19 protein-coding genes and 2 pseudogenes are annotated in these 23,714 nt (G+C 43.9%); 8 read left to right on the forward strand and 13 right to left on the reverse strand.

Annotation, left to right across the window (positions count from 1 at the left end; all coding sequences use genetic code 11):
* Window positions 1-212: 212 nt before the first annotated feature.
* The 4 genes from Q8W40_RS00005 to Q8W40_RS00020 all read right to left on the reverse strand — a co-directional run bounded on the left by Q8W40_RS00005 (window position 213) and on the right by Q8W40_RS00020 (window position 4,456).
* A complete protein-coding gene (locus Q8W40_RS00005; RefSeq protein WP_305395335.1) occupies window positions 213-797 on the reverse strand; it encodes a hypothetical protein in 585 nt (194 codons plus the stop codon).
* A 767-nt stretch (window positions 798-1,564) separates the two neighbouring features.
* Window positions 1,565-2,125: a hypothetical protein gene (locus tag Q8W40_RS00010; RefSeq protein WP_305395336.1), complete on the reverse strand. Its 561-nt coding sequence runs from the start codon at window positions 2,123-2,125 to the stop codon at window positions 1,565-1,567.
* Window positions 2,122-2,676, reverse strand: a complete 555-nt coding sequence (locus tag Q8W40_RS00015) for a sigma-70 family RNA polymerase sigma factor (protein ID WP_305395337.1) — start codon at window positions 2,674-2,676, stop codon at window positions 2,122-2,124. Before Q8W40_RS00015 ends, Q8W40_RS00010 begins: the two co-directional genes overlap by 4 nt.
* A 55-nt stretch (window positions 2,677-2,731) precedes the next feature.
* Window positions 2,732-4,456 (reverse strand): vWA domain-containing protein, encoded by a 1,725-nt coding sequence (locus Q8W40_RS00020; protein ID WP_305395338.1) that lies wholly within the window; start codon window positions 4,454-4,456, stop codon window positions 2,732-2,734.
* Between the two features lie 559 nt (window positions 4,457-5,015).
* On the opposite strand from Q8W40_RS00020, the gene Q8W40_RS00025 reads away from it, so the two are divergent.
* Complete coding sequence (locus Q8W40_RS00025) at window positions 5,016-5,909, forward strand: bile acid:sodium symporter family protein (protein ID WP_305395339.1); 894 nt, start codon at window positions 5,016-5,018, stop codon at window positions 5,907-5,909.
* A 141-nt stretch (window positions 5,910-6,050) separates the two neighbouring features.
* On the opposite strand, the gene Q8W40_RS00030 is transcribed toward Q8W40_RS00025, so the two are convergent.
* Both Q8W40_RS00030 and Q8W40_RS00035 read right to left on the reverse strand, forming a co-directional pair.
* On the reverse strand, window positions 6,051-6,581 hold the full coding sequence (locus tag Q8W40_RS00030; protein WP_126610013.1) for a 3'-5' exonuclease: 531 nt from the start codon (window positions 6,579-6,581) through the stop codon (window positions 6,051-6,053).
* Between the two features lie 193 nt (window positions 6,582-6,774).
* Entirely contained in the window at window positions 6,775-8,322 is a 1,548-nt protein-coding gene (locus tag Q8W40_RS00035) for a sensor domain-containing diguanylate cyclase (RefSeq protein ID WP_305395340.1), read from the reverse strand.
* 451 nt (window positions 8,323-8,773) lie between these two features.
* Between Q8W40_RS00035 and Q8W40_RS00040 the strand changes: the two genes are divergently transcribed.
* From Q8W40_RS00040 to Q8W40_RS28075, 4 genes and pseudogenes are all read left to right on the forward strand, one after another.
* Complete coding sequence (locus Q8W40_RS00040) at window positions 8,774-9,406, forward strand: DUF2760 domain-containing protein (protein ID WP_126610015.1); 633 nt, start codon at window positions 8,774-8,776, stop codon at window positions 9,404-9,406.
* On the forward strand, window positions 9,406-11,349 hold the full coding sequence (locus Q8W40_RS00045) for an Hsp70 family protein (protein WP_305395341.1): 1,944 nt from the start codon (window positions 9,406-9,408) through the stop codon (window positions 11,347-11,349). Before Q8W40_RS00040 ends, Q8W40_RS00045 begins: the two co-directional genes overlap by 1 nt.
* 79 nt (window positions 11,350-11,428) lie before the next feature.
* Window positions 11,429-12,614: pseudogene (locus Q8W40_RS28070) on the forward strand (Hsp70 family protein); the annotation flags it as partial.
* A 98-nt stretch (window positions 12,615-12,712) separates the two neighbouring features.
* A pseudogene (locus tag Q8W40_RS28075) lies at window positions 12,713-14,347 on the forward strand (Hsp70 family protein); the annotation flags it as partial.
* A 124-nt stretch (window positions 14,348-14,471) separates the two neighbouring features.
* Here the strand turns inward: Q8W40_RS28075 and Q8W40_RS00055 are convergent.
* Window positions 14,472-14,792: a heavy metal-binding domain-containing protein gene (locus tag Q8W40_RS00055; protein WP_101114706.1), complete on the reverse strand. Its 321-nt coding sequence runs from the start codon at window positions 14,790-14,792 to the stop codon at window positions 14,472-14,474.
* A gap of 415 nt (window positions 14,793-15,207) precedes the next feature.
* On the opposite strand from Q8W40_RS00055, the gene Q8W40_RS00060 reads away from it, so the two are divergent.
* Window positions 15,208-17,106 carry a PhoX family protein gene (locus Q8W40_RS00060; protein ID WP_305395343.1) on the forward strand — a complete coding sequence of 633 codons (1,899 nt, stop codon included), beginning with the start codon at window positions 15,208-15,210 and terminating at the stop codon, window positions 17,104-17,106.
* Between the two features lie 119 nt (window positions 17,107-17,225).
* Here the strand turns inward: Q8W40_RS00060 and Q8W40_RS00065 are convergent, their stop codons facing one another.
* Window positions 17,226-17,867, reverse strand: a complete 642-nt coding sequence (locus Q8W40_RS00065) for a DUF6796 family protein (protein ID WP_305395344.1) — start codon at window positions 17,865-17,867, stop codon at window positions 17,226-17,228.
* Between the two features lie 184 nt (window positions 17,868-18,051).
* Here Q8W40_RS00065 and Q8W40_RS00070 point away from each other — a divergent pair, with 184 nt between their 5' ends.
* Window positions 18,052-18,741, forward strand: a complete 690-nt coding sequence (locus Q8W40_RS00070) for a DNA-3-methyladenine glycosylase I (RefSeq protein ID WP_101114703.1) — start codon at window positions 18,052-18,054, stop codon at window positions 18,739-18,741.
* A 321-nt stretch (window positions 18,742-19,062) separates the two neighbouring features.
* Here the strand turns inward: Q8W40_RS00070 and Q8W40_RS00075 are convergent, their stop codons facing one another.
* Genes Q8W40_RS00075 through Q8W40_RS00085 form a run of 3 tightly spaced genes read right to left on the reverse strand, consistent with a single transcriptional unit; the run spans window position 19,063 to window position 20,891 of the window.
* Window positions 19,063-19,722 carry a TVP38/TMEM64 family protein gene (locus Q8W40_RS00075; protein WP_305395345.1) on the reverse strand — a complete coding sequence of 220 codons (660 nt, stop codon included), beginning with the start codon at window positions 19,720-19,722 and terminating at the stop codon, window positions 19,063-19,065.
* Between the two features lie 9 nt (window positions 19,723-19,731).
* Window positions 19,732-20,160, reverse strand: coding sequence for a DUF2141 domain-containing protein (locus Q8W40_RS00080; protein WP_305395346.1), 429 nt, complete (start codon window positions 20,158-20,160; stop codon window positions 19,732-19,734).
* Between the two features lie 2 nt (window positions 20,161-20,162).
* Window positions 20,163-20,891, reverse strand: a complete 729-nt coding sequence (locus tag Q8W40_RS00085; protein WP_305395347.1) for an SDR family oxidoreductase — start codon at window positions 20,889-20,891, stop codon at window positions 20,163-20,165.
* A 91-nt stretch (window positions 20,892-20,982) separates the two neighbouring features.
* On the opposite strand from Q8W40_RS00085, the gene Q8W40_RS00090 reads away from it, so the two are divergent.
* Window positions 20,983-21,516 (forward strand): Crp/Fnr family transcriptional regulator, encoded by a 534-nt coding sequence (locus tag Q8W40_RS00090; RefSeq protein WP_305395348.1) that lies wholly within the window; start codon window positions 20,983-20,985, stop codon window positions 21,514-21,516.
* A 49-nt stretch (window positions 21,517-21,565) separates the two neighbouring features.
* Here Q8W40_RS00090 and Q8W40_RS00095 read toward each other — a convergent pair whose 3' ends face one another.
* Window positions 21,566-22,162, reverse strand: a complete 597-nt coding sequence (locus tag Q8W40_RS00095) for an NADPH-dependent FMN reductase (protein ID WP_305395349.1) — start codon at window positions 22,160-22,162, stop codon at window positions 21,566-21,568.
* A gap of 304 nt (window positions 22,163-22,466) precedes the next feature.
* The gene (locus tag Q8W40_RS00100) at window positions 22,467-23,681 is read right to left on the reverse strand and encodes an iron-containing alcohol dehydrogenase (RefSeq protein WP_305395350.1); all 1,215 of its coding nucleotides are present in this window, start codon (window positions 23,679-23,681) and stop codon (window positions 22,467-22,469) included.
* Between the last annotated feature and the right edge of the window lie 33 nt (window positions 23,682-23,714).

A 23,714-nucleotide genomic window follows, 5' to 3' on the forward strand; every position in this document is an offset into this window, starting at 1 on the left:
AATCGAACTCAGAAACACTGAAGCCAGCAACTTTCGAAAACCTTACAAACCTCGAATTATCAAAGCGCTATAACGCCCAATTAAGTAGCTGACAACGCTACCAACATACTCAAACTTACCACCTCAATCACTGAAGCTAAACCGAGTTGAAAATGCCAAACGTTGACAGTCTGCTTAAATTGCTTGTTATGAAAATACTCACCACGCCCACATTACCTCTTAACACCCAGTAATATTGTACATTCTGAACGACCAGGAAAATGAAAACTTGAGCACAGAAAACCATTTTCTGAAATGTGAGCCATTAACTTTTTATTTGTGGTTTCATACTCATTTAAATCGGCATTACCATGAGCGAGATAAATACCTCCAATAACAACACCCAACTCCTGAGCTTCCATAAAGTCGAGTGCCAAATTCTTACTATTAAAAGCAAATAGATACCCTGAGGATTGGTTAAGATTCCTAATGTCAGCTATATCGATATTATTTGGCATTTCATCAGAGAACAGCTTATCGGCAATATTTAAGACAACATCATGGATAACTGCTAAATCATTTGATGGACTTTCAAAAACAACCATTTCAAGACTGTAATTCTCACAGAGTTGAGACAACGTTGTAGTTTGTTCAGGAAATAAACCTGATACAAAGAACGCATCAAATTCAGAATTCAATAAAAGAGAAGATTCGATATTTTCATGAGGAATAAAGCTTCCATTTGACACCGAATCCAACTTCGGAAGTGAAATAGCTAATTGCAATTCATCCACATCTATTTCTGCTGGTTCAAACATCGCATTCCTTATTTATTCGATTTTCATAACGCCCAATTAAGTAGCTGACAACGCTACCAATACACTCAAATTTACCACCTAAATCACTACAGCTAAACCGAGTTGAAAATACCAAGCGTTGACAGTCTGCTTGAATTGCTTGTTATGTACGATGTTCCGAAATTAGCTTCCAATCAACAGCGTTCAATACACTTTTAGGGAGGTAAATATTACGTTTCTGCATAACACCCACTGAATATGAAACCTTTAATACCGACCCTATTTCATAAGGAAGAAAACTACGCCATAAAGTTATGTCACAACCTGAATTATTCAGAAAAACATGATTATTAGATACTTTTAGTGACACACTTTTAAATTTCATCCATAACATTGAAATTTTAATAACCGTTCCAACACTAAACACCATAACAAACAGGTGAAGTTGTTGAAAATAACCGCCCGATAATAAATACAAAAAACCCAATAAAGTTATGATAAATACAAACTCAGATAAGACATACTTTCTAAAGTTCAATTTAATGTAAGTATCGATAATTAACTCCTAGTACATAACAACTTATTATACAGATACTATCCGGATATCCTACCAGCAGCATTCCATATAACAATCCTACTCGTAAAAACTAAACCCATAAATATCAAATACAAAGGTGTAGTTTTACTTTTTCACACTCACGAAAGATGTATTTCTTCACTCTAAAACCAGATTGTTCAAAAAAGTATCAGCCTGTATAAGTACACATGTAAAGAATGCACGTACGTTTCTACTCACTTTGTAATAACTCAGCTAAGTGGTCTGGCAGGATTTCTTCCAGGGCTGGGTTTTCCTCCAAAAGCCTTTTCAGCATTTCTGTCGCTTCTTCTTTCTTACCTTCAAGAACAAGCGTCTCGATTTGAGCAAATGGATTCAATTGCGCCTCTAATTCAGGAATATCCGCCATCATTCTTTCATGGCTTTTCACGTTTTTGTGCTCTTTCATCTTAGAAGCGGCAGGAGCTGGGCTTGAAAATGTAGGTACCGCGTCGGTTTGTACTTCCATAGTATCTTCAAAGCTCTCAGGAGAAATTGACTCTAGCTGCATTTCTTCGTGAATAATATTTGGCTCTTCAACCCAATCCCACGGGGTTAATAGCGTAACGAATACAATCGTCGCAGCAAGACCAAATATGGGCTTCCAGTTAGCGGTATAATGCGGCTTTGTAACAACGGTTCTGCTGTTCTTTGCGTACTTCAAAATGGCATCATCAGTCTCTTTAGAGGGTGCTTCAATTGCACTTTCTTTGTACATTTTCACAACCTCTTCATCGTTTAATGGTGGCGTCATTGTCTACCTCCCAATTTACCTGTTAGGCACTCTCTTAAATTTTCCATCGCATAACGAAGACGAGTTTTGATGGTCTCAGGTTTAGACGCGACAATGTCACAGATCTGCTTCAGAGAAAAACCGGATTCGTGCTTTAACATAAACGCTTCTAGCTGAAGCGGGGCAAGCCCGTCCATGCAAGTTCTAATGGCATTTTTACTTCGTATCGCAAGTGCATTTTCATCCGTATGCTCGGTATTGCACTCATCTAGCTGTGCAAGGTAATCCTTTTCGGAAAGACGCTTTCTATAAACATCAACCATCAAATTATGGGCAATTTGATAGACCCAAGTTGTGAACTTTGCTGTCGGCTCGTAACTTTCACGAGCATCGATAACTTTAAACCAGACCTCTTGAAACAACTCTTCAGCCATGACCTGCTGCTCAAGTTTTAGCTGACGCCTAAAATATCGATATAGAGGATCTTTGTGGCGAGCATAAAGAACAGCAAAGGCGGGGTGGTCACCTTTGCTGAACATCACCATCAACTGTTCATCCGTTTTTTCTTGCATTTATCCCCGTTATCCACGTAATGAAATGCGTTAACACACTCTCAAATTATTCCATTCAGAGGCTTTGTGCCATCTCTACGAGTTTGACAAATTCCCCACGATAATTGTGCGGGTCGTCACCTCGATTGGAGCGCGCAATACCTGCAATATCATCATACTTAACGTTATTTAGGTAGTTATTATCCTTCAGTTTTTGTGCAAAAGCCGCAACAGCGGTAGCAAACTGGAAATCTGAACTCGCTTGAGAAAAAGCAGAACGAACACTCTCTTTCAAAATCACTTGTTGCACCACCGCGCTTTCATTCTCTCGAGGTAATTTATATCGAACTTTTATTTGAACCAATTCGTCACGGTGAGCCTTCACTACTTGTGCAGGTTCGTCCTTCTGATATCGCAAGTCGTCAATTTGCCCCTTGCTGTTCTTCAGTGTCAGTTCATACAACGCGGTAACCGAATGCCCTGCTCCGATTTCGCCTGCATCAACGGCATCGTTGTTAAAATCTTCATCCTTTAACATTCGGTTTTGATACCCAATCAATCGATACTCTTTCACGTTATTAGGGTTAAACTCCACCTGAATTTTCACATCGTGTGCGATGCTTTGCAAAGTCCCACTCATCTGTCTTAACAGAACTTTTTTCGCTTCATGTAAGGTATCGATATACGCATGGTTGCCATCCCCTATATTGGCCAGTTGCTCCATTAAACCGTCATTATAGTTACCGCGCCCAAACCCAAGCGTGGTTAAAGATATGCCTTTTTCTTTCTCATCTTTAATGATCGTTTTAAGGTCATTGATATTACTCACACCGACATTAAAATCGCCGTCGGTGGCTAGAATCACTCGATTTACCCCACCTTTGATAAACCCTTTTTGGGCTTGCTGATAAGCCAACTTAATACCGCTTTCACCGTAGGTTCCTCCACCCGCTTGAAGTTGCTTCAGCGCCGTTAAAATCGCTTGATTGCTGTCCCCTTTTGTAGGTTCTAGCACAACAGAGGAATGACCAGCATAAGTCACAAGGCTAACCCTATCATTGCTACCTAACTCTTTTACTAGTAAAGACAAACTCTGTACCAATAAAGGCAATTTGTTGGGCTCTCCCATAGAACCAGATACATCCACTAAGAAAACTAGATTCGAAGCCTTACGTTCAGAATTAGGAATGTCATAGCCTTTTAGAGCAATCCGGAGCAGGTGACGTTCTGCATTCCAAGGAGAAGGAGCAACTTCAGATTCAAGAGAGAAAGGCTGGCTTTTACTTTTTGGCGTGTTGTATTGGTAGTCAAAGTAGTTGATGAAAGCCTCTTCCCGAATTGCATCAGAGGGCGGTTTTTGCCCCATATTGATATAGCTTCTTATGTTCGCGTAGCTACCTGTATCCACGTCGATAGAGAAAGTCGAAAGCGGCGCAGTAGCCACTTGTTTGACTCCATTACTGGGGGTATCTAGGTAGTTGTCTCTATTACCAATAAATGGCGAAGGCTCAATGCTGGGCATAGGGTGAGCAATCATAGATTTCGTCATGCGAGTACTTGGAGCAACAAAAGAGACCGAATGCTCTTGCGCGATTTCATATTGAGGAGCACTAGCGTCGGCAATTGCCGCCTCACTTACCATTTTATCTTCTTCGGGAGCCTTGTGATTTCTAGCCACCTCATCTGTTTGGTCTGCTTGACTTGAAGTACCTAGTTGTTGGGTCGTACCTGCATTTTCAGTGCATGCAGTGACTAAACCCAAAGCAATTATTACAGCAATACAGCTCTTAGTGAGTTTCATAATGTTCGTCCTATTCGTTATTTGATTAACCTTTATTTTGACTAATCGTGTTTGGATGAAAGTTATAAACGGACGAGATAAAAAATGGGGTGAAAAATTTTCGATTTTTTTGTGTGTCTATTAGGACCTCATAGATAAGCTGGAATACAAACTGGGAGTATTTAAAATACGATATATACCCAAGTGACCTCAAGGTGCAGGATTCAGAGCCTCATATTCTGTTTCAATTCAAGGAAAAGAACGCAGCGGAATGACGAGTCCTTTCCAAGTTCTTAGACGATGAAGTGAGACAGAATATGGGCTCCCAAGGGCGAGTTTAACTGACTTTCATACTGCGTTATCGATTTTTAATTTAGAACCACTAGATATTCAAATCGATGCCTTGCCTGAAAGCCAGTTAACTCTCGCTGAACCTAGCATCTTGAGGTTACTTGGGTATAAGGAATATTGCTCTCAAAACGCCATGATGTTCATGAAAATTAAAACAAAAGGTGCGTAAACTATGGGCTAGTTGATCTGAATTGATGGCTTTCAATAGCTGACCGAGTAGAGAGAAGATATGGATTTAGCACAGTGGGTTTCGCAAGTCGCGTTGCCAATTTGTTTAGCATTGATGATGTTTGCGATGGGTATCAGTTTGACCATCAAAGATTTCACCCGTGTCGTCAAGCACCCCAAAGCCTTTGGTATAGGAGTATGCCTTCAATTGATAATATTGCCTGTGTTGGCATGGGCACTGTTGGGGCTGTTTGGTTTATTTACAGCTGTTCCCCTTATTGTCGCGAGTGGGTTGATCATTTTGGCGGCATGCCCTGGCGGCGCTACGTCTAACATTATCTCTCATATCGCAGGTGGCAATGGCGCATTATCCATTAGCATGACAGCGATAGTCAGCCTTCTTACGCCTTTTATATTGCCTATTACACTTTCCTTCCAATTGTCGCTGTTAAATGATGGGCAAGGAACGGCGCTTGCTCTGCCCGTTGTAAAAACGCTAATGCAGCTCATCGTGGTTACCGTTATTCCTGTAGCGCTGGCTATGGTGCTAAAAGCAAAATGCCCTAATTGGGCTCAGCGTTACGAAAAAGGAATTCGCAAAGCGTCCACTCTCTTATTTTTAACGATGGTTGTAGCGCTGACGGCTGTGAACTGGGATAAATTGTTCGATTCAGGCTGGCTGGTAGCCGCTATCTGTTTGAGTTTGAGCTTTATAGCAATGATCGTCTCTTACTTCGTTTCAATCAAAGCGCAGTTAGAAGAAAAGAATCAGCTTACGCTTATGATAGAAACCAGCGTTCAAAATGCTGGAACAGGAATGTTCATTGCTCTGGCGTTATTGCAATCACCCGCTTTAGCGACTGTACCCTTGATGTACGGTTTATTGATGAACATTCCGGCTTTAGCGCTTATCCTTTATGGGAGATACAGAACACCAACGGTTGCTATACCGTAATAGAAAGCAGTATGCCGTAATTGAAAGCAGCACCACTTAAACAAAAATAGCGATGCCGAAACAAAAACCGCTTCACTCAAAACGAAAAAAGGCACGAAGCCGTGCCTTTTTATTCGGTTCATTTGCTAGGGTCTGTTGACCCTAAAGCATAACCAATGCCAGCTTCGCTAAATTGTAGGCATCAACGAAGCCTGAATGCTGCCTACCTTCCCATTCGATACCGCGTGCTTCTTGGGCTGCCTTATGACCAATACGCTTGTCTTTTAAGCGATATTGAATTCGATAAATTGTCGCGAGATTTAAAAACTCTTTAAAAGGCAGGTCAATCCCCTTTTCCTTGCATTCCGACATAAGAATCAGGTCATCTCTTCCCCACGAAGCATAAATCTTATTCGCACCGCCGAAGTTCTTGATCATGGACTGAATCACCTCTGCCAGTGGACGCCCCTGCTTTTCAATCTTGCGAGGAGTAATGCCTGTCAGCTCACTGCAGAAAAGAGACACTTCATCATGTTCGGGCTTCACATAATACTGTGCTCTTTTCACCACTTCACCTTTGTGTAAATCGATTTCTGCTAACCCTATTTCGATGATTTCACCGGTCGTACCGACGCCATCTTTGTTCCAGCAGCACATTTCCAAATCGAAGCAAACAACGCGATTGTGGTTCATTTTTTACCTTTCGTTAGGAGATTTTTGAGGGAGATATATTCGAGGCGGCATTGTATACCCAAGTCACCTATAAATTCTAGGTTCCATACGTGCTTTACGCTCTATGCAGCACAACTCAAGGTGGCTTAGCTCCATGTAATTTAAGCTATAGAAGGCATAGCTCTATAAAACTTAGCGACATGTAAATAACAACTCACGAACAATTCCCGACAGAAACGCAATTCCTGCCCGCTTGCTTACTTGAATACATCAGAGCGTCAACGGCTCTCATTAGCTCCTCGCTCGATTCACCCGCTCTAGGTTTAGCGCCGGCACTTAGGGTAATATCGATACTCAAGCGACCAAACTTGACGGGAGAACATGAAACACGACGAATCAATCGACTCACATACGCCGAAAGAATATCCTCATTAGTATCGTACGTTAGAATACAGAACTCATCACCTCCAACCCGAGCAAAGAAGTCGCCATCATTGAGTTCTTCCGAAATAATGGTCGCCACATGCATGAGTGCCGCATCGCCCGCAGCGTGACCATATTTATCATTGATCACTTTAAATTTATCGATATCAAAGCCGACTAAAGAAAACGGAGCGTTTTTCTCCATCACCGTCGCAAACATCTGGTTAAACGCTCTCCGATTATAAACGCCCGTTAAGGTATCGTGGTCCACCAAATATCGTAACTCGCTTGTTTGCTCTTCAACTTTTTGTGCTAAGCGGTACTTTTCTCTTGAGATTAGGTTCACAACAAATGCCGCCAAAGACGCAACCACTAAGCCGCACAACGCAATACTGGCCAATGTCCATTTATCGTTTGCGGTCATCGGCGACATCAGCCTGAACTTCAATACCCATTCGCGATTTTGTAAACGAATCGTCTTTCGAATTTTAAGCCCTTCGGTTTCCGCCCATTCGGCACTTTCAAACAAAATAGGCGCATCTTCGGCATCAAAACCAACATCTTTCACTTGAATAACAAGCTCTTGTTCTGCCGCAGTTCTTAGCATCAAATCTTCAAAATAACGGGTGGTACGCACCACACCCACCATTACCCCCAGTAAGCTCTGATCTTCATGTGAAAAAACAGGATGATAAGCCAGCATTCCCGTTTTAGGTAACGTTTTGTCCTCACCATCCTGAAGCAATCGAATCTTATCTGAGATGTTGGAATCACCGGTTTTTACAATGTCTTTTAATATGACTCGAAAACGTTCCCGAGACGAATAGAAGCCAAGCAGCTTTTCGTTTTGTTCATTTCTCGGGTAAATGTCAGAAACAATGTATGCATCTTCTCCTTTCGGTAGTATGAAACCGAACGTTTTTGGCTGGTCTTTAGGGACGGTATGAAGCTTTACATCGGGGTTCAGTTTACGAAGATGATCGAGGTGAGCAGTAATATTCTCTTCCTTTACTCTTGGCATCCACTGTAGCCCAATCAAGCTGGAAGAATCTTTAATTATTTCTTCTGCAAAAACGGGGAATTGCCCCCAATCCTCGGATTCAACAGAATGGAAAAAATTCGCAGCAGCGCCAATAAAATCAATGTCTTTCTCAACCAGAACTTTAAGCATTTGGCTTTGCCGCTCGGCAAGATTATCAAACAACCGAAACGTATGGTTTTGTTGGCTTAATGCGGCTAAATAAACAAACAACAGAGTCACGAAAGCGATAACACCAAACGTTAACCAAGGTAAGAAACTGCCTTTGGGTTGATTGTGTCTCTGGTTACTTAGCGGCATAAAATCTCCATGGACAATTATCGCCCGGTTCTTTATTTGCATAAGAGCATTATCTGCTGAAGAGCGCTTTGTCTTTAGAAGAGCATTTTATCTGCAAAAGAACACTTTATGTGCAAAAAAGCATTTTCCTGCAAGATAACACGTTACCTAATAAGGCTCGAAGCAAACTGGATACGGTTGAATATCGTACCACACACATATACAGAATGAGGTTCTAATAATATTTTTAACTCAGAAGCACTCACTTTGATGTGTAACAAAGTATTGCATAGCGCAAAAATTCAACAAGCACGCTTTTTTTCGTGCTTTTTCACCCTTTTTCTTCCTTCCGGCACCCTTGAATATGTTACAGTTCGCCCCAATTTTTCCGCTATATCTCGGTATTCTGGTCTCTAATGAACCACACGCTATCATTACCTGAATGCCTATTGCTTATACAGAGAATTCCAATATGAACTTTGACATCAATTTAGTTCCTCAAACTTTCGACATGCTGCATACCGGTCTCGCAGCATCCAGTGTTTTATTACTTTTAATCGCAGTAGGAAGAAGATCGCAAGTCATCGAAAAAGTGATCGAGAAACCTGTAGAAAAAATCGTTGAAGTTGAAAAACCTGTCGAGAAAATCGTCGAAGTAGAAAAAGTTGTAGAAGTAGAGAAAGTCATAGAGAAAGTGGTTGAAGTGGAATCGAAACTCGCCACCGCGTCGACCGATTCTGCCATGCAGTTGCTTTCTATCATGCAACAAGAAGCGCGCTTGATAGACTTCCTACAAGAAGACCTGACTTCTTTCTCCGATGAGGAAGTTGGAGCAGCCGCTCGTGTTATCCACACCGGTGGCCAAAAAGTACTGAACGAATATGTTTCACTGACGCACATACGCAATGAAGATGAAGAAACGCGTATCACCATTGAAGAAGGGTTCAACCCACAGCAAGTACGCCTAACCGGTAACGTAACAGGTAACGCTCCGTTTAACGGCACTTTGGTACACAAAGGCTGGAAAGCAGAATCAATGAATTTGCCTAAATTGGCAGAAAACTATGATGCTACGGTTATCGCCCCAGCTGAGGTGGAGCTGTAATGGACAACCATCATTCACCTTCGAATCAAACATCCCCCACTTTCAGTGTTGGAATCGATTTAGGAACAACGCACTGCGTGTTGTCTTATGTCGATATTACGGATGAAGATGCTCGTGTTCATGTGTTGGACATTCCGCAACTGACCGCACCTGGCACGGTTGAAAATCGCAGCCAGCTCGGTTCATTTTTATACCAACCTCACGATCATGAAATGAACCCCGCATCACGCGTGCTTCCTTGGTCGTCAGAGCCAACAGCGCTTGTAGGTGCTATTGCACGTAATCTCGGGTCGAAAACCCCCATCCGTTTAATTGCGAGTGCTAAATCATGGCTTTGCCATGGCGGGGTAAACCGCAGAGAAGCGTTTCTACCGGCAGGCAGCCCTGAAGAAGTGGCAAAAGTATCGCCGCTTCGCGCTACCGAGCTGTATCTTGAACACCTTAAGGAAGCTTGGGATCACGCGAACCCAAGCCAACCTTTAGCTCAGCAAGATGTGACCATCACCGTACCGGCTTCTTTTGATCCGGCAGCGCGAGACCTCACTGCAGAAGCGGCTCGTAATGTCGGTTTTGCTCATCTTACGCTTTTGGAAGAACCCCAAGCGGCGCTCTATAACTGGATAGATAACAGTAACGATGCATGGCGTGATGAAGTCAGTGTGGGTGACATTGTTCTTGTGGTTGATATTGGTGGTGGTACAACAGACCTTTCATTGGTTGAAGTAACACAAGAAGACGGCAACTTATCTCTCAATCGTATCGCCGTTGGTGAGCATATTTTGCTGGGTGGCGACAACATGGACTTAGCACTTGCGTATCGCTTGAAAATGAAGCTGGCGCAAGAAGGGAAAGAACTTCAGCCTTGGCAAGTACAAGCCATGACTCACGCTTGCCGTGATGCGAAAGAAGCGCTGCTGAACGACGCTGAATTACAATCGGTACCGATTGTTGTACCAAGCCGCGGCTCAAAATTGCTGGGCGCGACATTAAAAACGGAACTGACTCAACAAGAAGTGCAGCAAACGCTGGTTGATGGATTTTTCCCGAAAGTGGCGGTAACGGAACATCCGGTTCAGAAAACTCGCGGTGCATTAACGCAGATGGGTTTGCCATACGCACAGGATACGGGCATCACTCGCCATATTGCCGCGTTTCTTTCTAAGCAAGCTAACGCTCTACAAACCGATGCTTCGTCTGAGCAACCCGCTGCTCAAGATTTTAACCCTTTCGCAAACATGCCCGGTATGCCAGATGCTGGAAACGCTGGGCAAGTAGCCGACTTTATTAAGCCATCGGTTATTTTGTTCAATGGTGGTGTGCTTAAATCCCCTCTTCTCGCCGAGCGCTTGGAAGAAACCATTAACGAATGGCTGATTGAAGCAGATTCTGAATACGCCAAACGCTTAACTGGTGTCGATCTTGACTTGGCGGTGGCGAGTGGTGCCTCATACTATGGCGCAGTGCGTCGTGGTCAAGGTGTTCGTATCCGCGGTGGTATCGCGACGTCTTATTATGTTGGTATCGAAAGCGCGATGCCTGCGATTCCGGGTATGGCACCGCCAATGGAAGCGCTGTGTGTTGCTCCGTTCGGTATGGAAGAAGGCTCCAGTGTTCAAGTACCAAGCCAAGAGTTTGGTTTGGTCATCGGTCAGCCAGTTCATTTCCAATTCTTTGGTTCAACCGTTCGCCGCGACGATCAGGCTGGAACACATCTGGATTACTGGGCACCAGAAGAATTGGATGAGCTACCAGAAATTCAAGTAACGCTTCCTGTGTCGGACGGCAGACGAGAAGGCGAAGTGGTTCCCGTCACTTTGGCGTCTAGAGTGACGGAATTGGGCACCTTATATCTCGAGGCCATCGCAGCAGATAACGGTCAGAAGTGGCATGTTGAGTTCGATGTACGTGAAGACGGAACGTCCACAAGCCCATCGAACCAATAAGAAACAACAAAACGGCATCCAATGGGTGCCGTTTTCTCAGGTCTGTTGACTCATTAAAATTAACAGAAGGTTTTGTTATATGACATCTCCTCGTTTTCTAGTCGGAATCGATTTAGGTACGACCAATACCGTCGTAGCATTCTGTGAAATTACCGACAATCTAGAACAATCCAATGTGACGCTTTTCGATATCGACCAGTTAATCGGTCCTGGTGAAGTCGTCCGTAAACCTCTTCTTCCTTCTTTTCGATATCACCCAGCCGACGGGCAAATATCTCCCTCCGATCTTATTCTCCCATGGGAAGCGGTGCGCACTGAAGGCGACATCGACAATGTCATTGTGGGTGAATGGGCAAGAGAGCTCGGAGCGAAAGTGGAAGGGCGACAAGTGTCGAGTGCGAAAAGTTGGCTATCTCATCAAGCGGTCGATCGCCGCTCCGAGATCCTGCCTTGGGCTGGTGCGGCAGACGTCGAAAAAGTCTCCCCCGTTACGGCTAGTGCGAGTTACTTAAACCACATTCGCCAATCTTGGAACTATCGACACCCTAGTAATAAACTCGAAGATCAAGATGTTGTTGTCACTGTTCCTGCATCGTTCGATGAAACGGCTCGTAAGTTAACGCTGGAAGCCGCTGAACAGGCGGGGTTAGGCAAAATAGTGCTGCTAGAAGAGCCGCAAGCCGTCTGCTACGACTGGTATGCTCGCCACCAGCACACCGCATCCGACGAGCTCAAAACCTTACCACTGATTCTGGTGTGTGATGTCGGCGGTGGTACAACGGATTTGAGTTTGATAGAAGCGAAATTTGATTCCGATGAGCTTGCTTTGGATCGCATCGGCGTTGGTGAACACTTAATGCTTGGAGGCGATAACCTCGATTTAGCGTTAGCGCATCTTGCCGAACAACGGTTTAGCCAATCCAAAAAGCTCAATGCAGCGAACCTTACCAAGCTAATCCAACAAACTCGTAAGGCGAAAGAGAACCTACTCTCAGTAAACGCACCAGAAGAAGTTAAAATCACCATGCTTGGCAGTGGATCCAAACTGCTTGGCGGAACAAAAAGTGTGCAGCTTTCCAAGCAAGAAGTTCATCAAATAGCACTTGATGGATTTTTTCCGCTTTCCGGATTTGACGAGGTGCCTGATAAAAGGCGAAGTGCCGTTGTTGAGTTTGGTCTGCCTTATGTCGCCGATCCTGCTGTCAGCAAACATATAGCCGAGTTTCTTACCCAGCACCAGCAAGTATCTTATGCGGCGCTAAATAGAGCCAACAAGCTATACCTTGAAAGCAACCAAAACATCGAAAGTAACCAAGACCTCGAAAGCAGCCAAAACCTCGAAAACGGCGAAGGAACAGAAAAACCTGCCATTCCCGTTGGTTTGCTTCTGAATGGTGGTGTGTTCAACAGTGAACTCGTTACTGAACGTATCACTCAACTTTTAGGAAACTGGAAAGGAACGCCTATCACGGTGCTGGATAACCCACATCCAGATTGGTCTGTGGCATTAGGAGCCATTGCATTTGGCAAAGCAAGACGAGGCGCACAGCTTAAAATTGGTGGTGGTGCTGCTCGCTCCTACTTTCTTCATTTACCTGAAAAGAACAAAATGGGTAAAGCCTTATGCTTGCTGGCAAAAGGAACCGAAGAAGGTCACGAGATTCGGTTAAGCGGCCGACGGTTCTCGCTGACACTTGGCGAGCCCGTCAAATTTAACCTACTCACCTCAACTCATGATTCGTTTGGCAACACGACTTCGGGTAGCAATGCTTCGATACAAAATGGGATGATGGTGGATGTCGATCCGGACATTTTTGCGCCTCTACCTCCTTACATCTCAACGTTAGAAAGCGAAGGAGCGACGCTACAAGCGAATCAAAAAGAAAGAGTTGAGGTTCAACTGGCTTGTCAGCTAACGGAAGTCGGAACGCTTAAGATGGAATGCGTTAGCACAGAAGACGACAGCACTGAAAACGACAGCAAGCGCTGGGAGCTCGAGTTTGAAGTACGAAACCAACAAGCGGACGATCAAGAAAACACCCGCTTCCATCCAAATCTCGACGAATGCAAAACGCTAATCAGCCGAATTTACAGTGGTAATAAAAAGAGCGCTGAAGGCAAGGAAATAAAAACACTACCAAAAGATCTTGAGAAAAAATTAGGCAAACGTGAAGAGTGGGATTTCGCCACACTTCGCCAACTCTTCGATGCTTTTTCTCAAGGTCGGAAACGCCGACGTCGCTCTGAACAACATGAGAAAAACTGGCTACGCCTAGCAGGGTTCAGTATGCGACCTGGATTTGGTGACCCTACCGACTCTTGGCGCATCGAACAAATATGGCGCCTGTATCAACAAAGCATTCAGTTCAAAAACCATCAAGGCTGGACGGACTGGTGGGTATTTTGGCGCAGAGTGGCTGGCGGCTTAAACCAAGAACAACAAGAAACCATCTTGGCAGATATCGCTAAATACCTTCACCCCGGCGCGATGAAAAACCCGCAATCGGCAAAAGCCGCTCAGGATATGGGGTATGAGTCCATGGTTAGGCTTTCTGCGTCACTCGAAAACCTAGACGTTGAAGACAAGGTATTGCTGGCGACTTGGTACTTGAGTAAGGCGATGAATCATAACCAATTCGAGCAAGCGCACTGGTGGGCTCTGGGCAGGTTGGCATCGCGTACGCCGTTGTACGGCAGTCAGCATAACGCCATTCCAAGAGAACAAATTGAGCAATGGTTACCTAAACTATTGGAGCTGAATTGGCAGAAAGAACAAATGATTGCCTTTGCCGTCGTTATGATGTGCCGTAAAACAGGCGACCGACTGTTCGATGTGTCAGACGATTACCGAGAGCAAGTTTGCAGCAAACTAAAGCAAAGCAAAGTTCCAGAGTCTTGGATTTCTCTTGTAGAGGAAGTAAAAGAACTCTCAGAGAACGAGTCCAAGCGCGTATTCGGTGATGCATTGCCAAGTGGGCTAACACTCATAAGCAATTAGTAACTAATATACCCAACAAAAAAGCCAGCTTAGGTTTTAACCTTAAGCTGGCTTTACAATATTTGGAATCGAGCTCTGTTCATGCTTTGAGTTGAACGTTACTCATACTCCATAAAAATCAAATTCAATCCTGTTTGATTTTAACGGCAGTGCCGAAAACCAAGATTTCTGACGAACCGTCCATAATGGAACTGGTGGTAAAGCGAATGCCCACAATGGCGTCTGCATTCAATTCTCTTGCCTGCTGGACAAGCCTTTCGATCGCAGTATCACGAGATTCAGACAACATTTCTGTATACCCTTTTAACTCTCCGCCAACGATCCCTTTTAAGCCTGCCATAATGTCACGACCAATATGCTTAGACTGGACAACATTACCAGTCACCACACCAACAACAGATTCAATTTCTTTACCTGGGATGGTCTCAGTAGTTGTGAATATCATAGGTGTTCTCCTTATCTATACCAAAGTGCTCTGAGCGACACATGCTTTTTGAAATAAAAGTCCTCTGAGTTTATAAGAACTCTCTAAAAATCAAAGGTGCTCGAAAAGTTGTTTGATAAGTGAGTAAAAACTCATATTGAGTATTTCCCTACTAGACGATTTCAATATAACAGCAAACCAATCAATTAGATAGATGGATACTTAAACCCCAAATACCTTTCATTTTCAGCTAAAAGCCTCCACAACATCACAATTCTGATGAGTTACACAATAGCGTCAGAAAACTGTCAAGAATCTGCAACGCTCACTACTCACTATAGCGACTCAATAAGAACCTCCGTCAGCTCGCTCAAGCATTTAAGCACATATTTAGAGCGGACGCATTGGGGATAAAAACTGAAAGTAAGGAAGCACTGTGACTCAATTTGACCAACACCACGACCAACGCACACTGGATGAAGAGCCTGAATTCAACAAGATCGTTGAAACCGCCCTCTCTCGCCGTCGATTTTTGAAAGCAACAGGAGCGGCAGGTACTGTCGGCTTTTTTGCGGCAACACCGTTAAGCCAAGCCATGGCAAACGCTTCTTCTAAACACTCGACTAAAATGGGCTTTGATGCCATTCCTATTTCCACCGCAGATACCATTGAAGTACCCAAAGGCTACCAAGCGGATGTACTCGTGTCTTGGGGGGATCCTATATTCAAAAATGCCCCTGAATTTAGCCAAAGCAATGGATCCAAAGCACAAGAGATGCAGTTTGGTGACAACAACGATGGCATGACGTTTTTCCCGCTGTCGGATACACGTGCTGTACTTGCGGTGAATAATGAATATACCAATAACGAATATCTCTACCCCCACCAAGGTAAAAGCATTACCGCTGATGACGCTAGAAAATCACAAGCAGCGCACGGTGTCTCTATTGTCGAGTTAATGAAAAGAGATGGTAAGTGGCAAATCAACGTAGAAGGTCGGCTGAACCGCAGAATCACCGCGTTTACTGAAATGGAAATGACCGGACCTGCCGCTGGACACAGTTTACTTAAAACGGCTGCAGACAAATCGGGCAAGAAAATACTAGGGACTTACAACAACTGCGCAAATGGTCAAACACCATGGGGCACTTACCTTACCTGTGAAGAAAACTTCAATGGGTATTTTGCTGCCAAAAAAGAAACCAAACTGGGTGATACTTACAAGCGTTATGGCGTACGTGACAAAGACTGGGGTTACGATTGGTTTAAACACGATGAGCGTTTTGACGTAAGTAAGCACCCAAATGAGCCACATCGCTTTGGGTGGGTAGTCGAAATTGATCCTATGAACCCAAATTCCACTCCAAAAAAGCGCAGCGCACTCGGTCGCTTTAAGCATGAAAATGCCGCGCTAATGATCAACGATGACGGACATGCTGTTGTTTACCTTGGTGATGATGAACGAGGCGAACACCTCTACAAGTTTGTGTCAAAGAACAAATATGTAAAAGGCTCCGATGCCAATAAAGATCTGCTGGAAGACGGTACCCTGTATGTCGCGAAATTTAATGGCAAAGAGGGTGAAACCGACGGGCAAGGTCAGTGGCTAGAATTGACGTGGGGCAAAAACGGGCTAACACCTGAAAATGGATTTCCAGATGCTGCATCCGTTATGATCTTTGCACGTATGGCGGCAACCCAAGTCGGAGCAACCACCATGGATCGCCCTGAATGGGTAGCGGTTCACGCTGACCAGAAATCGGTATTTTGCACCTTAACCAATAACAAGTACCGTGGCGTGAGAGAAAACCAACCGTTGAACGTGGCAAACCCACGAGAAAAGAACCCCTATGGTCACATAATCCGCTGGCGACCAACTGGTGGCGACCACACATCAGAGACATTTAACTGGGATATTTACGTACTGGCAGGTAATCCAGAAGTGCATCAATCCGGCTTAATGGCTGGATCGGACAACATCAATAAAGACAATATGTTCAATAGTCCAGATGGTATTGGGTTTGATGTAGCTGGTCGACTTTGGATTCAAACGGACGGTAAATACTCAAATGAAGGTAACTTTGCAGGTATGGGAAATAACCAAATGCTGTGCAGTGACCCTGAAACTGGGGAGATCCGCCGCTTCTTAACTGGACCAATTGCCTGCGAAATCACAGGTTTGACCTTCTCGCCAGATCATAAAACCATGTTTATTGGCGTTCAGCACCCAGGGGAAGATTTGGCGCCGTCACATTTCCCAGACGGTGGAAAGAGTATCCCTCGCTCGTCTGTCATTATGATTACGAAAAAAGACGGTGGTGTAATTGGCGCTTAGTCGCCTATAGCATCAAAGTGTCAAGCTTCCTAAAGAAGTGTAATTCATCCGTCTCTAAAAACATCAAAGCCTTGCATTGCAAGGCTTTGATACTTATAACTCTTCTCGATTCTTTTAACTTACGCTGTCGCCTGTTCCGCTACATATTGCTTGTTACCCACATAAACGGACATAAAGAATATCAGCATCATTATGTTGTACCAGCCTCCACCAATGATGATCATGAACGGTTGAGGCATCACATTCATTAATGCTGTTCCAACAAACATGAGAGGAAAAGGAGAGAATAAAACGACTTTACGTGATAGAAGGCTTTGCTTTCTGAGCACCATGTAGATATACAAAATACCGCCAATTGCGTACATGCAAAATACAAGGTACATATAAATCACGCTAACATCCCAGCTTTGTTTTAAGGCTTCTTCACTGATTTTTCCCACCACACCGATATTGGTAAACTGACTGTGGTATGCGCCACCAATAACAATAGCCAGTGAGAATATAGCAAGTATCGTGTTGCGCATTTTTCCTGCGTCCAACTTAAGAAATACACCAATAAAACCAAACAGGTAAAAGAATGCCGCGACTGGTCCAATCAAGCCACCCAATATCAGGCGTGTATCGCTAACGTCTTTCATTACCATCAACAAGGCATAAGGCGAATCAGAAAGCGGTTCCGCTGTAAAATACAAAAGCATGTCGCCTATGTACATAAGCACTGCACCTATCATCCCCAAAATAAGATACGTCGACCCTTTCATATTTTTACCCTTTTCTTTGCATGAAGATCTTGACCTCTAACGACAGGTCAAAGACCCTTACTAAGCTGTGTAGTCTTACCTCATTACGCAACATTAAATGCGAATAGTTATCATTTGTACAGGTGTTTTACAAAACTACACGGCATGATTTGACCATACCAGCATGATATTTAAGGATATTTAAATGCCTAGAGAGAAGTTCCAAAATATTTATGAACGTGCAAAGGAAAGAAAAGGCGGTGCTAGTAATCTCGAGAGCTTACTTTCTAAGCCCCTAAGCCCAGAGGAGATTGCTCTTATTCCTGACGATCGTTGGCTGGCAGAATTCACGTTAAAAGTATTCCAATGTGGGATTTCCTGGAAGGTTGTTAAAAGTAAATGGGAAAACTTTGAGGACATTTTCTTTCAGTTCAGAGTTGAGCCTTTATTGATGTTATCGGACGACGTTTGGGAACAAAAAGCTCAAGATCCGCGTATTATTCGCCATCTAACGAAAGTGATGTCCATCCCAGCTAATGCTCAAATGATATACGAAGCCAGACACGAATATGGCTCCTTTGCAGAAATGGTCGCTAACACGAAAAGCGAATGCATCACCGATCTTTGGATTTACCTTAAAAAGCATGGAAAACGCCTAGGTGGTAACACGGGTCCTTATGCTTTGCGTCAGCTCGGTGTAGATACTTTTATCCTATCTTCAGATGTTGAATCACACCTAAGGAATACGGGGGTTGTAACCAGCGGAAACCACACGAAAAGCGCCTTAAAAGCCGCCAACCATGCCTTTGCACAGTGGCAGCAAGAAAGTGGACGCAGCCTAACTGAGATAAGCCAAATCATTGCTTATAGCTGCGGCGATAATCGTGTGATTTAGTCCATGACTAGGGTCTGTTGACCTTTCGAGATGATTTTTGCAGCAATTTGTGGGTGATTTATACAAGGCAGAGCTTATTCGGTGTAGTCGCTCTACATCAATGAGCGATAACGCAGTAGAAGTAAGCCACAAATGCTGCCCGAAGGGTTCAACTAGGCGTCCCCGTTCCCATGCCTTTTACTCTTTGTTGCAAGGTATTTGCTTAGAATGACTAGGCTACACACCTTGCGCCGCGATTAAAAGGCATAGAAATCGAACAAAATTTAACCACGAAAGATCAACAGACCCTAAATACCATGCATTGCTAAATTCTGTACATTGTTAAGTAGCCGCACTACGAAGTTTGAACCTTCGGAACAAATACCAGCCTAGCCATAAACCAGACGTGAGTAATGCGGCGGTAATAATGGCAGGCTTAGGGTTATCCAGAGAGCTGATAGATCCCGAATAAACCGCAATCAAGCAATATGGAATGGTGCTGAGTGACCAAGCTGTAATAAAACGTGAGAATGACATTCCAGTCATTCCAGCTAGACACGCTGTCACCTCTGGCAATATCGGCACCGCTCTTGATAACAAAATCATAGTAAAACCGTGGCTCTGAAATGCGGCTCTCACTTCTAGAATTTTTTCCTCATCTTTGACAATAAAAGCCAATATTCGATGGCCGTATCGTCTTCCCAAAACAAAACCAATACAACCCGCGAGCATCATCCCAAGCACGGCAGCGAGCGCGCCATACCACTGACCTAAAAAGTAGCCAGACAGTATGGTGATCGTCAGCGTCGGCATCGCGACAAACAAATCAGCAAAGAGCAGTAATATTGTCATTCCTCCTACGTAAATGGGCGACAAGGATTTCGCGTACGTTAGCCAAGATTCAATTTGCTCAATACTGAGTACACCCGCGACTTTTAAAATGATAAAAGTAGAGGCAAATATACTTGCCACAATCAGCATAACTTTGATTAAAGATGTCATTTAAACCTCCTATGGATACACCATTTCAATGTTCACACCCGACTCGAACTCGGATCTCACTAGCTTGGATTTCTTATATACAGGGGCACCAGTTAGCGACACCTTTTGCTTCTTTGAAAAACCCAACCCTTCAGCGGGGTAAATACCTGTCCAATTTTTCGTCACTTTTCCATCTTCGTCCTCATCGTGGAGTATTTTGATCGCGATTTCTTGCTGCGGAATATCGAACGTAAAAGACATAGCCGTACTAAGCTGCGATTGGGTTTGAGTTTGCAAAGCCTTTGCGTGAATTTTAGGGAAACCATCTTCACCAAAAATGAAGACAATAAGGTTCCCTCCCCTATCCACATCTATACCAGTTACGTTTATCTCGATACCACTTGCCTCTGAAATGGGTCCCATTGTTAAGCCTCCTATCAGCCCTATCATTGCTTTCATGGTTATGCTCGCTTCATCAAATTTGCCGCAGCTCCTGGCGACAAGCGCATTAACCACCGAAGCAGTTTTACTTTTCCAATATCGTTGTCTTCTATTTGCTTCTCTATCCCTTCAATTAACCGATTAGCTGCATCTTCCGAAGTCAGTTTTCCGCTCCCTCGACCATCCGTCATCTTGGTTTCGACCAAAGGCATGAGCGCTTGCAACACTCGAACATTGGTATCCTCTAGTTGGTATCGAAGCGACCGAGAAAAAGAATTCAACGCGCTCTTAGTGGCGCAATATATGGCGGATGTTGTTTTAGGCATGAGAGCCAAGCCGGAATTGACGTTGAGAATGACCGCCTTAGGGGCGTTCATTAGGCTTGGCAAAAGCAAAGAGGTTAAACAACATACAGAGGTGAAATTTGTGGTGATCTCTCGCTGAATATTTTCGTATTTGAAATTCTGACTTATAAAACTCGGGGTATATTGCACAGCAGCATTGTTGATGAGCACATCAATCTTTTTATGGTCTTTGATGATGGAGCTGGCGATCCATTCAACGGAACTGATATCTGATAGCTCAGCCTGATACGTTACTACGTTAAAGTCTGCCGATAACTTCGCTAGTTTTGCCGCATCTCGACCAATGACTATCAACCTGTTTTGCTTACTCAACATACGCACTAAATCGAGCCCAATACCCGATGTTCCGCCAGTAATGATGATCTTTTTATTTGTTAATTCCATTTACTTCTCCAATTCAACTGAATGCATTAAGCTTCATGAAAAGGACTTTAGAGCTTTGCCAGCAGGCGAGCGTTAACCTGGGTTAAAAGTGATGAATTTTTTGAGTTTTATTGAGCAAAACGGTACAGCACTGCACAAAGAAATGGGTGACCACTTATTTAGGCAAGGAGATTCCGATTCTTCTATGTACGTCATCAAAGAGGGGATGCTTAAGGCCTACTACATAACAAGTGAAGGCAAAGAGACGATAAAATCCTTTCTGCAGATAGGAGATGTTATTGGGAGTATGTCGGCGGCGTATGCACAGATGCAAAATACTTTTAGCTTGATTTGCTTAGAGCCGTGTACATTAGTCCGATTTGATTTTAAAGCGCTGCATTCTGCCAGTTTGACCGATCAAGAGCTGTCTAAAGATGTCATAGAGATATTGCTAAAGTTCGCAATGAAAAAAGAGCAACGTGAAAGGGATTTACTGTGTTTATCCGCACAGCAACGTTATGAAAAGCTTCTTGAAACTTCACCTGAGTTGATTGAAAAAGTGACACAAAATGATATTGCCCGATACCTTGGCGTCACCCCTGTAGGACTTAGCCGGATTAAGCATCGCGTTATAGAAAGTACATAACGCCATGCTTTGGGCTGGAGAGCTAAACTCGTTTGATTCTAGACCTTATCTACATGCCGTAGGTAAACTCTTTGCCTGCTTCTAACATATCTCGATGGATTGGCGCTAAAGCATGTGAGTATGCAGAAAGTAGAGACATGGTGTAATTCGCACGCTTACTAAACGCTTCATCGGTGCAGTGATTCTCTTCATCTAAAAGTTCTTGGCTATTTCTAAAGATAAGGTGATCAGGCAAAAAGCAGACATGATTGTTTTTGCTCCCGCTCAGCCTCAGTTCACTGATGGGATACACACCATTAATGCTCACGGTGACGCTAACAAGTAACGCGGGTTTATGATCCAATTCATTGGCTGTTGTCAGCATTAAAAAGTTCTTTATTGCTGGGGTCGCCATTCCATGCCATTCAGGTGTAATAAATACAAATGCGTCCGCTTCTTTTAGTTCAGAAGCAACGTCTCGCCACGTTTGCCACTCTTCGCTACCCTGCCATACGCCTTCATTCCACATAGGAAAATTGAGTGCATGAAGGTCATACACTTTAGCTTCTTCAAAGTCATGCTGCTGGCTGAGAGATTTAAGAAACTTCCCTACTTTCAAACTTTGCGACTGTGCTCGATGGCTTCCAGATATGATTGCTAGTTTCATGCTTCTCTCCTAAACATTTTCTGATTCTAATTGGATTAATTTATCTTCACATTAAGATTGTTTACGTTAATTTAATTATTCAATCAGATCAACTCCCTTTACAAGTTTTATTTAAAATATGGAAAAGAAGCCTTGTGAAAGAGTGAAACACGAGCTTATACCTCAATCACCTAAAGGTGCGAGGTAGCGAGTGCAACTTCGAATGGGAAATGGAATAGGAGTTGGGTTGGCTTTAGAACTAAGCACAAACCAAATTCTGGAATCGGCAACAACTATACTCAAGCTTGTGCTTAGGAAAACGCTTCTAAGTCGATGGGAGAAGTTTATGAATAAGCAATTCGCACTGATGCTGGTTCATCTGTTTAGGTATAGGGTAATTCCATTGCGCCTCGTACAATGCCGCTTTTGCGATCTCCGGAATATCTTCATCCACCAGCTTATCCAGCTTTTCAGGGATATGAAGTTTTGACTGAAGGCTTTGGACATACTGTATAAACGCTTGGGCTTTCATCCTCTCGGTGCTTTTGGGCTCACTGACATGAATAAGATCCGCAAGTTCGGCCAGCTGCTTGGTCACCGCGGGTTTAGAAAACTCTAAGACATGCGGCAATATCACGGCATTCGCTAACCCGTGAGGTGTACCGTACTTAGCCCCAATGTTATGTGAGATGGCGTGAACATAGCCAAGGCTTGCTTTCGTAAAGGCTAAACCAGCATAGTATGAAGCAAGCGACATATTCTGGCGAACCGCACTGTTCTGACCATAAATAAAGGCTTTTTCTAGGTTCTCGTGAATTAAGGTGATGGCAGCTTTTGCGTACCCATTCGTTTCAGGGCTCGCATTTACTGATATGTACGCTTCAATGGCATGGGTTAACGCATCCATACCGGTATGAGCGGTAATATGTGGAGGCAATCCCATTGAGAAAGCAGGATCCAACGAAACCAGCATAGGAACCAATTTCGGATCCATTAGTGGTGTTTTTTGATGAGAAAACGGATCGGATACCACCGCTGCAACCGTAACTTCAGACCCGGTGCCCGACGTTGTGGGCACAACAAAAAGTGGGGCTGGCGCACGCCAAACTTTGAGTAACCCAGTTAAGCGCTTGATGGATTTTTTATTGGTCACCCTCGCCGCGATGACTTTCCCACAGTCGATTGGGGACCCTCCTCCCAATGCCAATATTCCTTGGCAGTGGTCACGTCGATATTGTTCCAAACCGAGTTCAACCTGATCGTATGTTGGATCCGGTGTAACTTTTTTAAACACCGAGTATTCGACGCTGGCTCGCACTAATTCCGATTCCAACTTTTCCAGTAGACCAGATGAACAAATCCCCTCATCAGTAACGATAAGAACACGCTTGATACCCAGTAATGAAATAGAGTGGCACAGCTGCTTGTGCGAATCCTTTCCTTGAAACAGAGTCGGCTTTGGGATCGGAATAATGTCTGCCGCGAGTTTCAGTGCTTTTATGTATGCTTTGTGCATTAAAAGTAGTAACTGGGAACGCATGAGATTGCCTAATTTGGAAGCTTTATGACAAGT

This window comes from Vibrio penaeicida (assembly GCF_030689305.1).
GTDB classification, from domain to species: Bacteria; Pseudomonadota; Gammaproteobacteria; order Enterobacterales; family Vibrionaceae; genus Vibrio; species Vibrio penaeicida_B.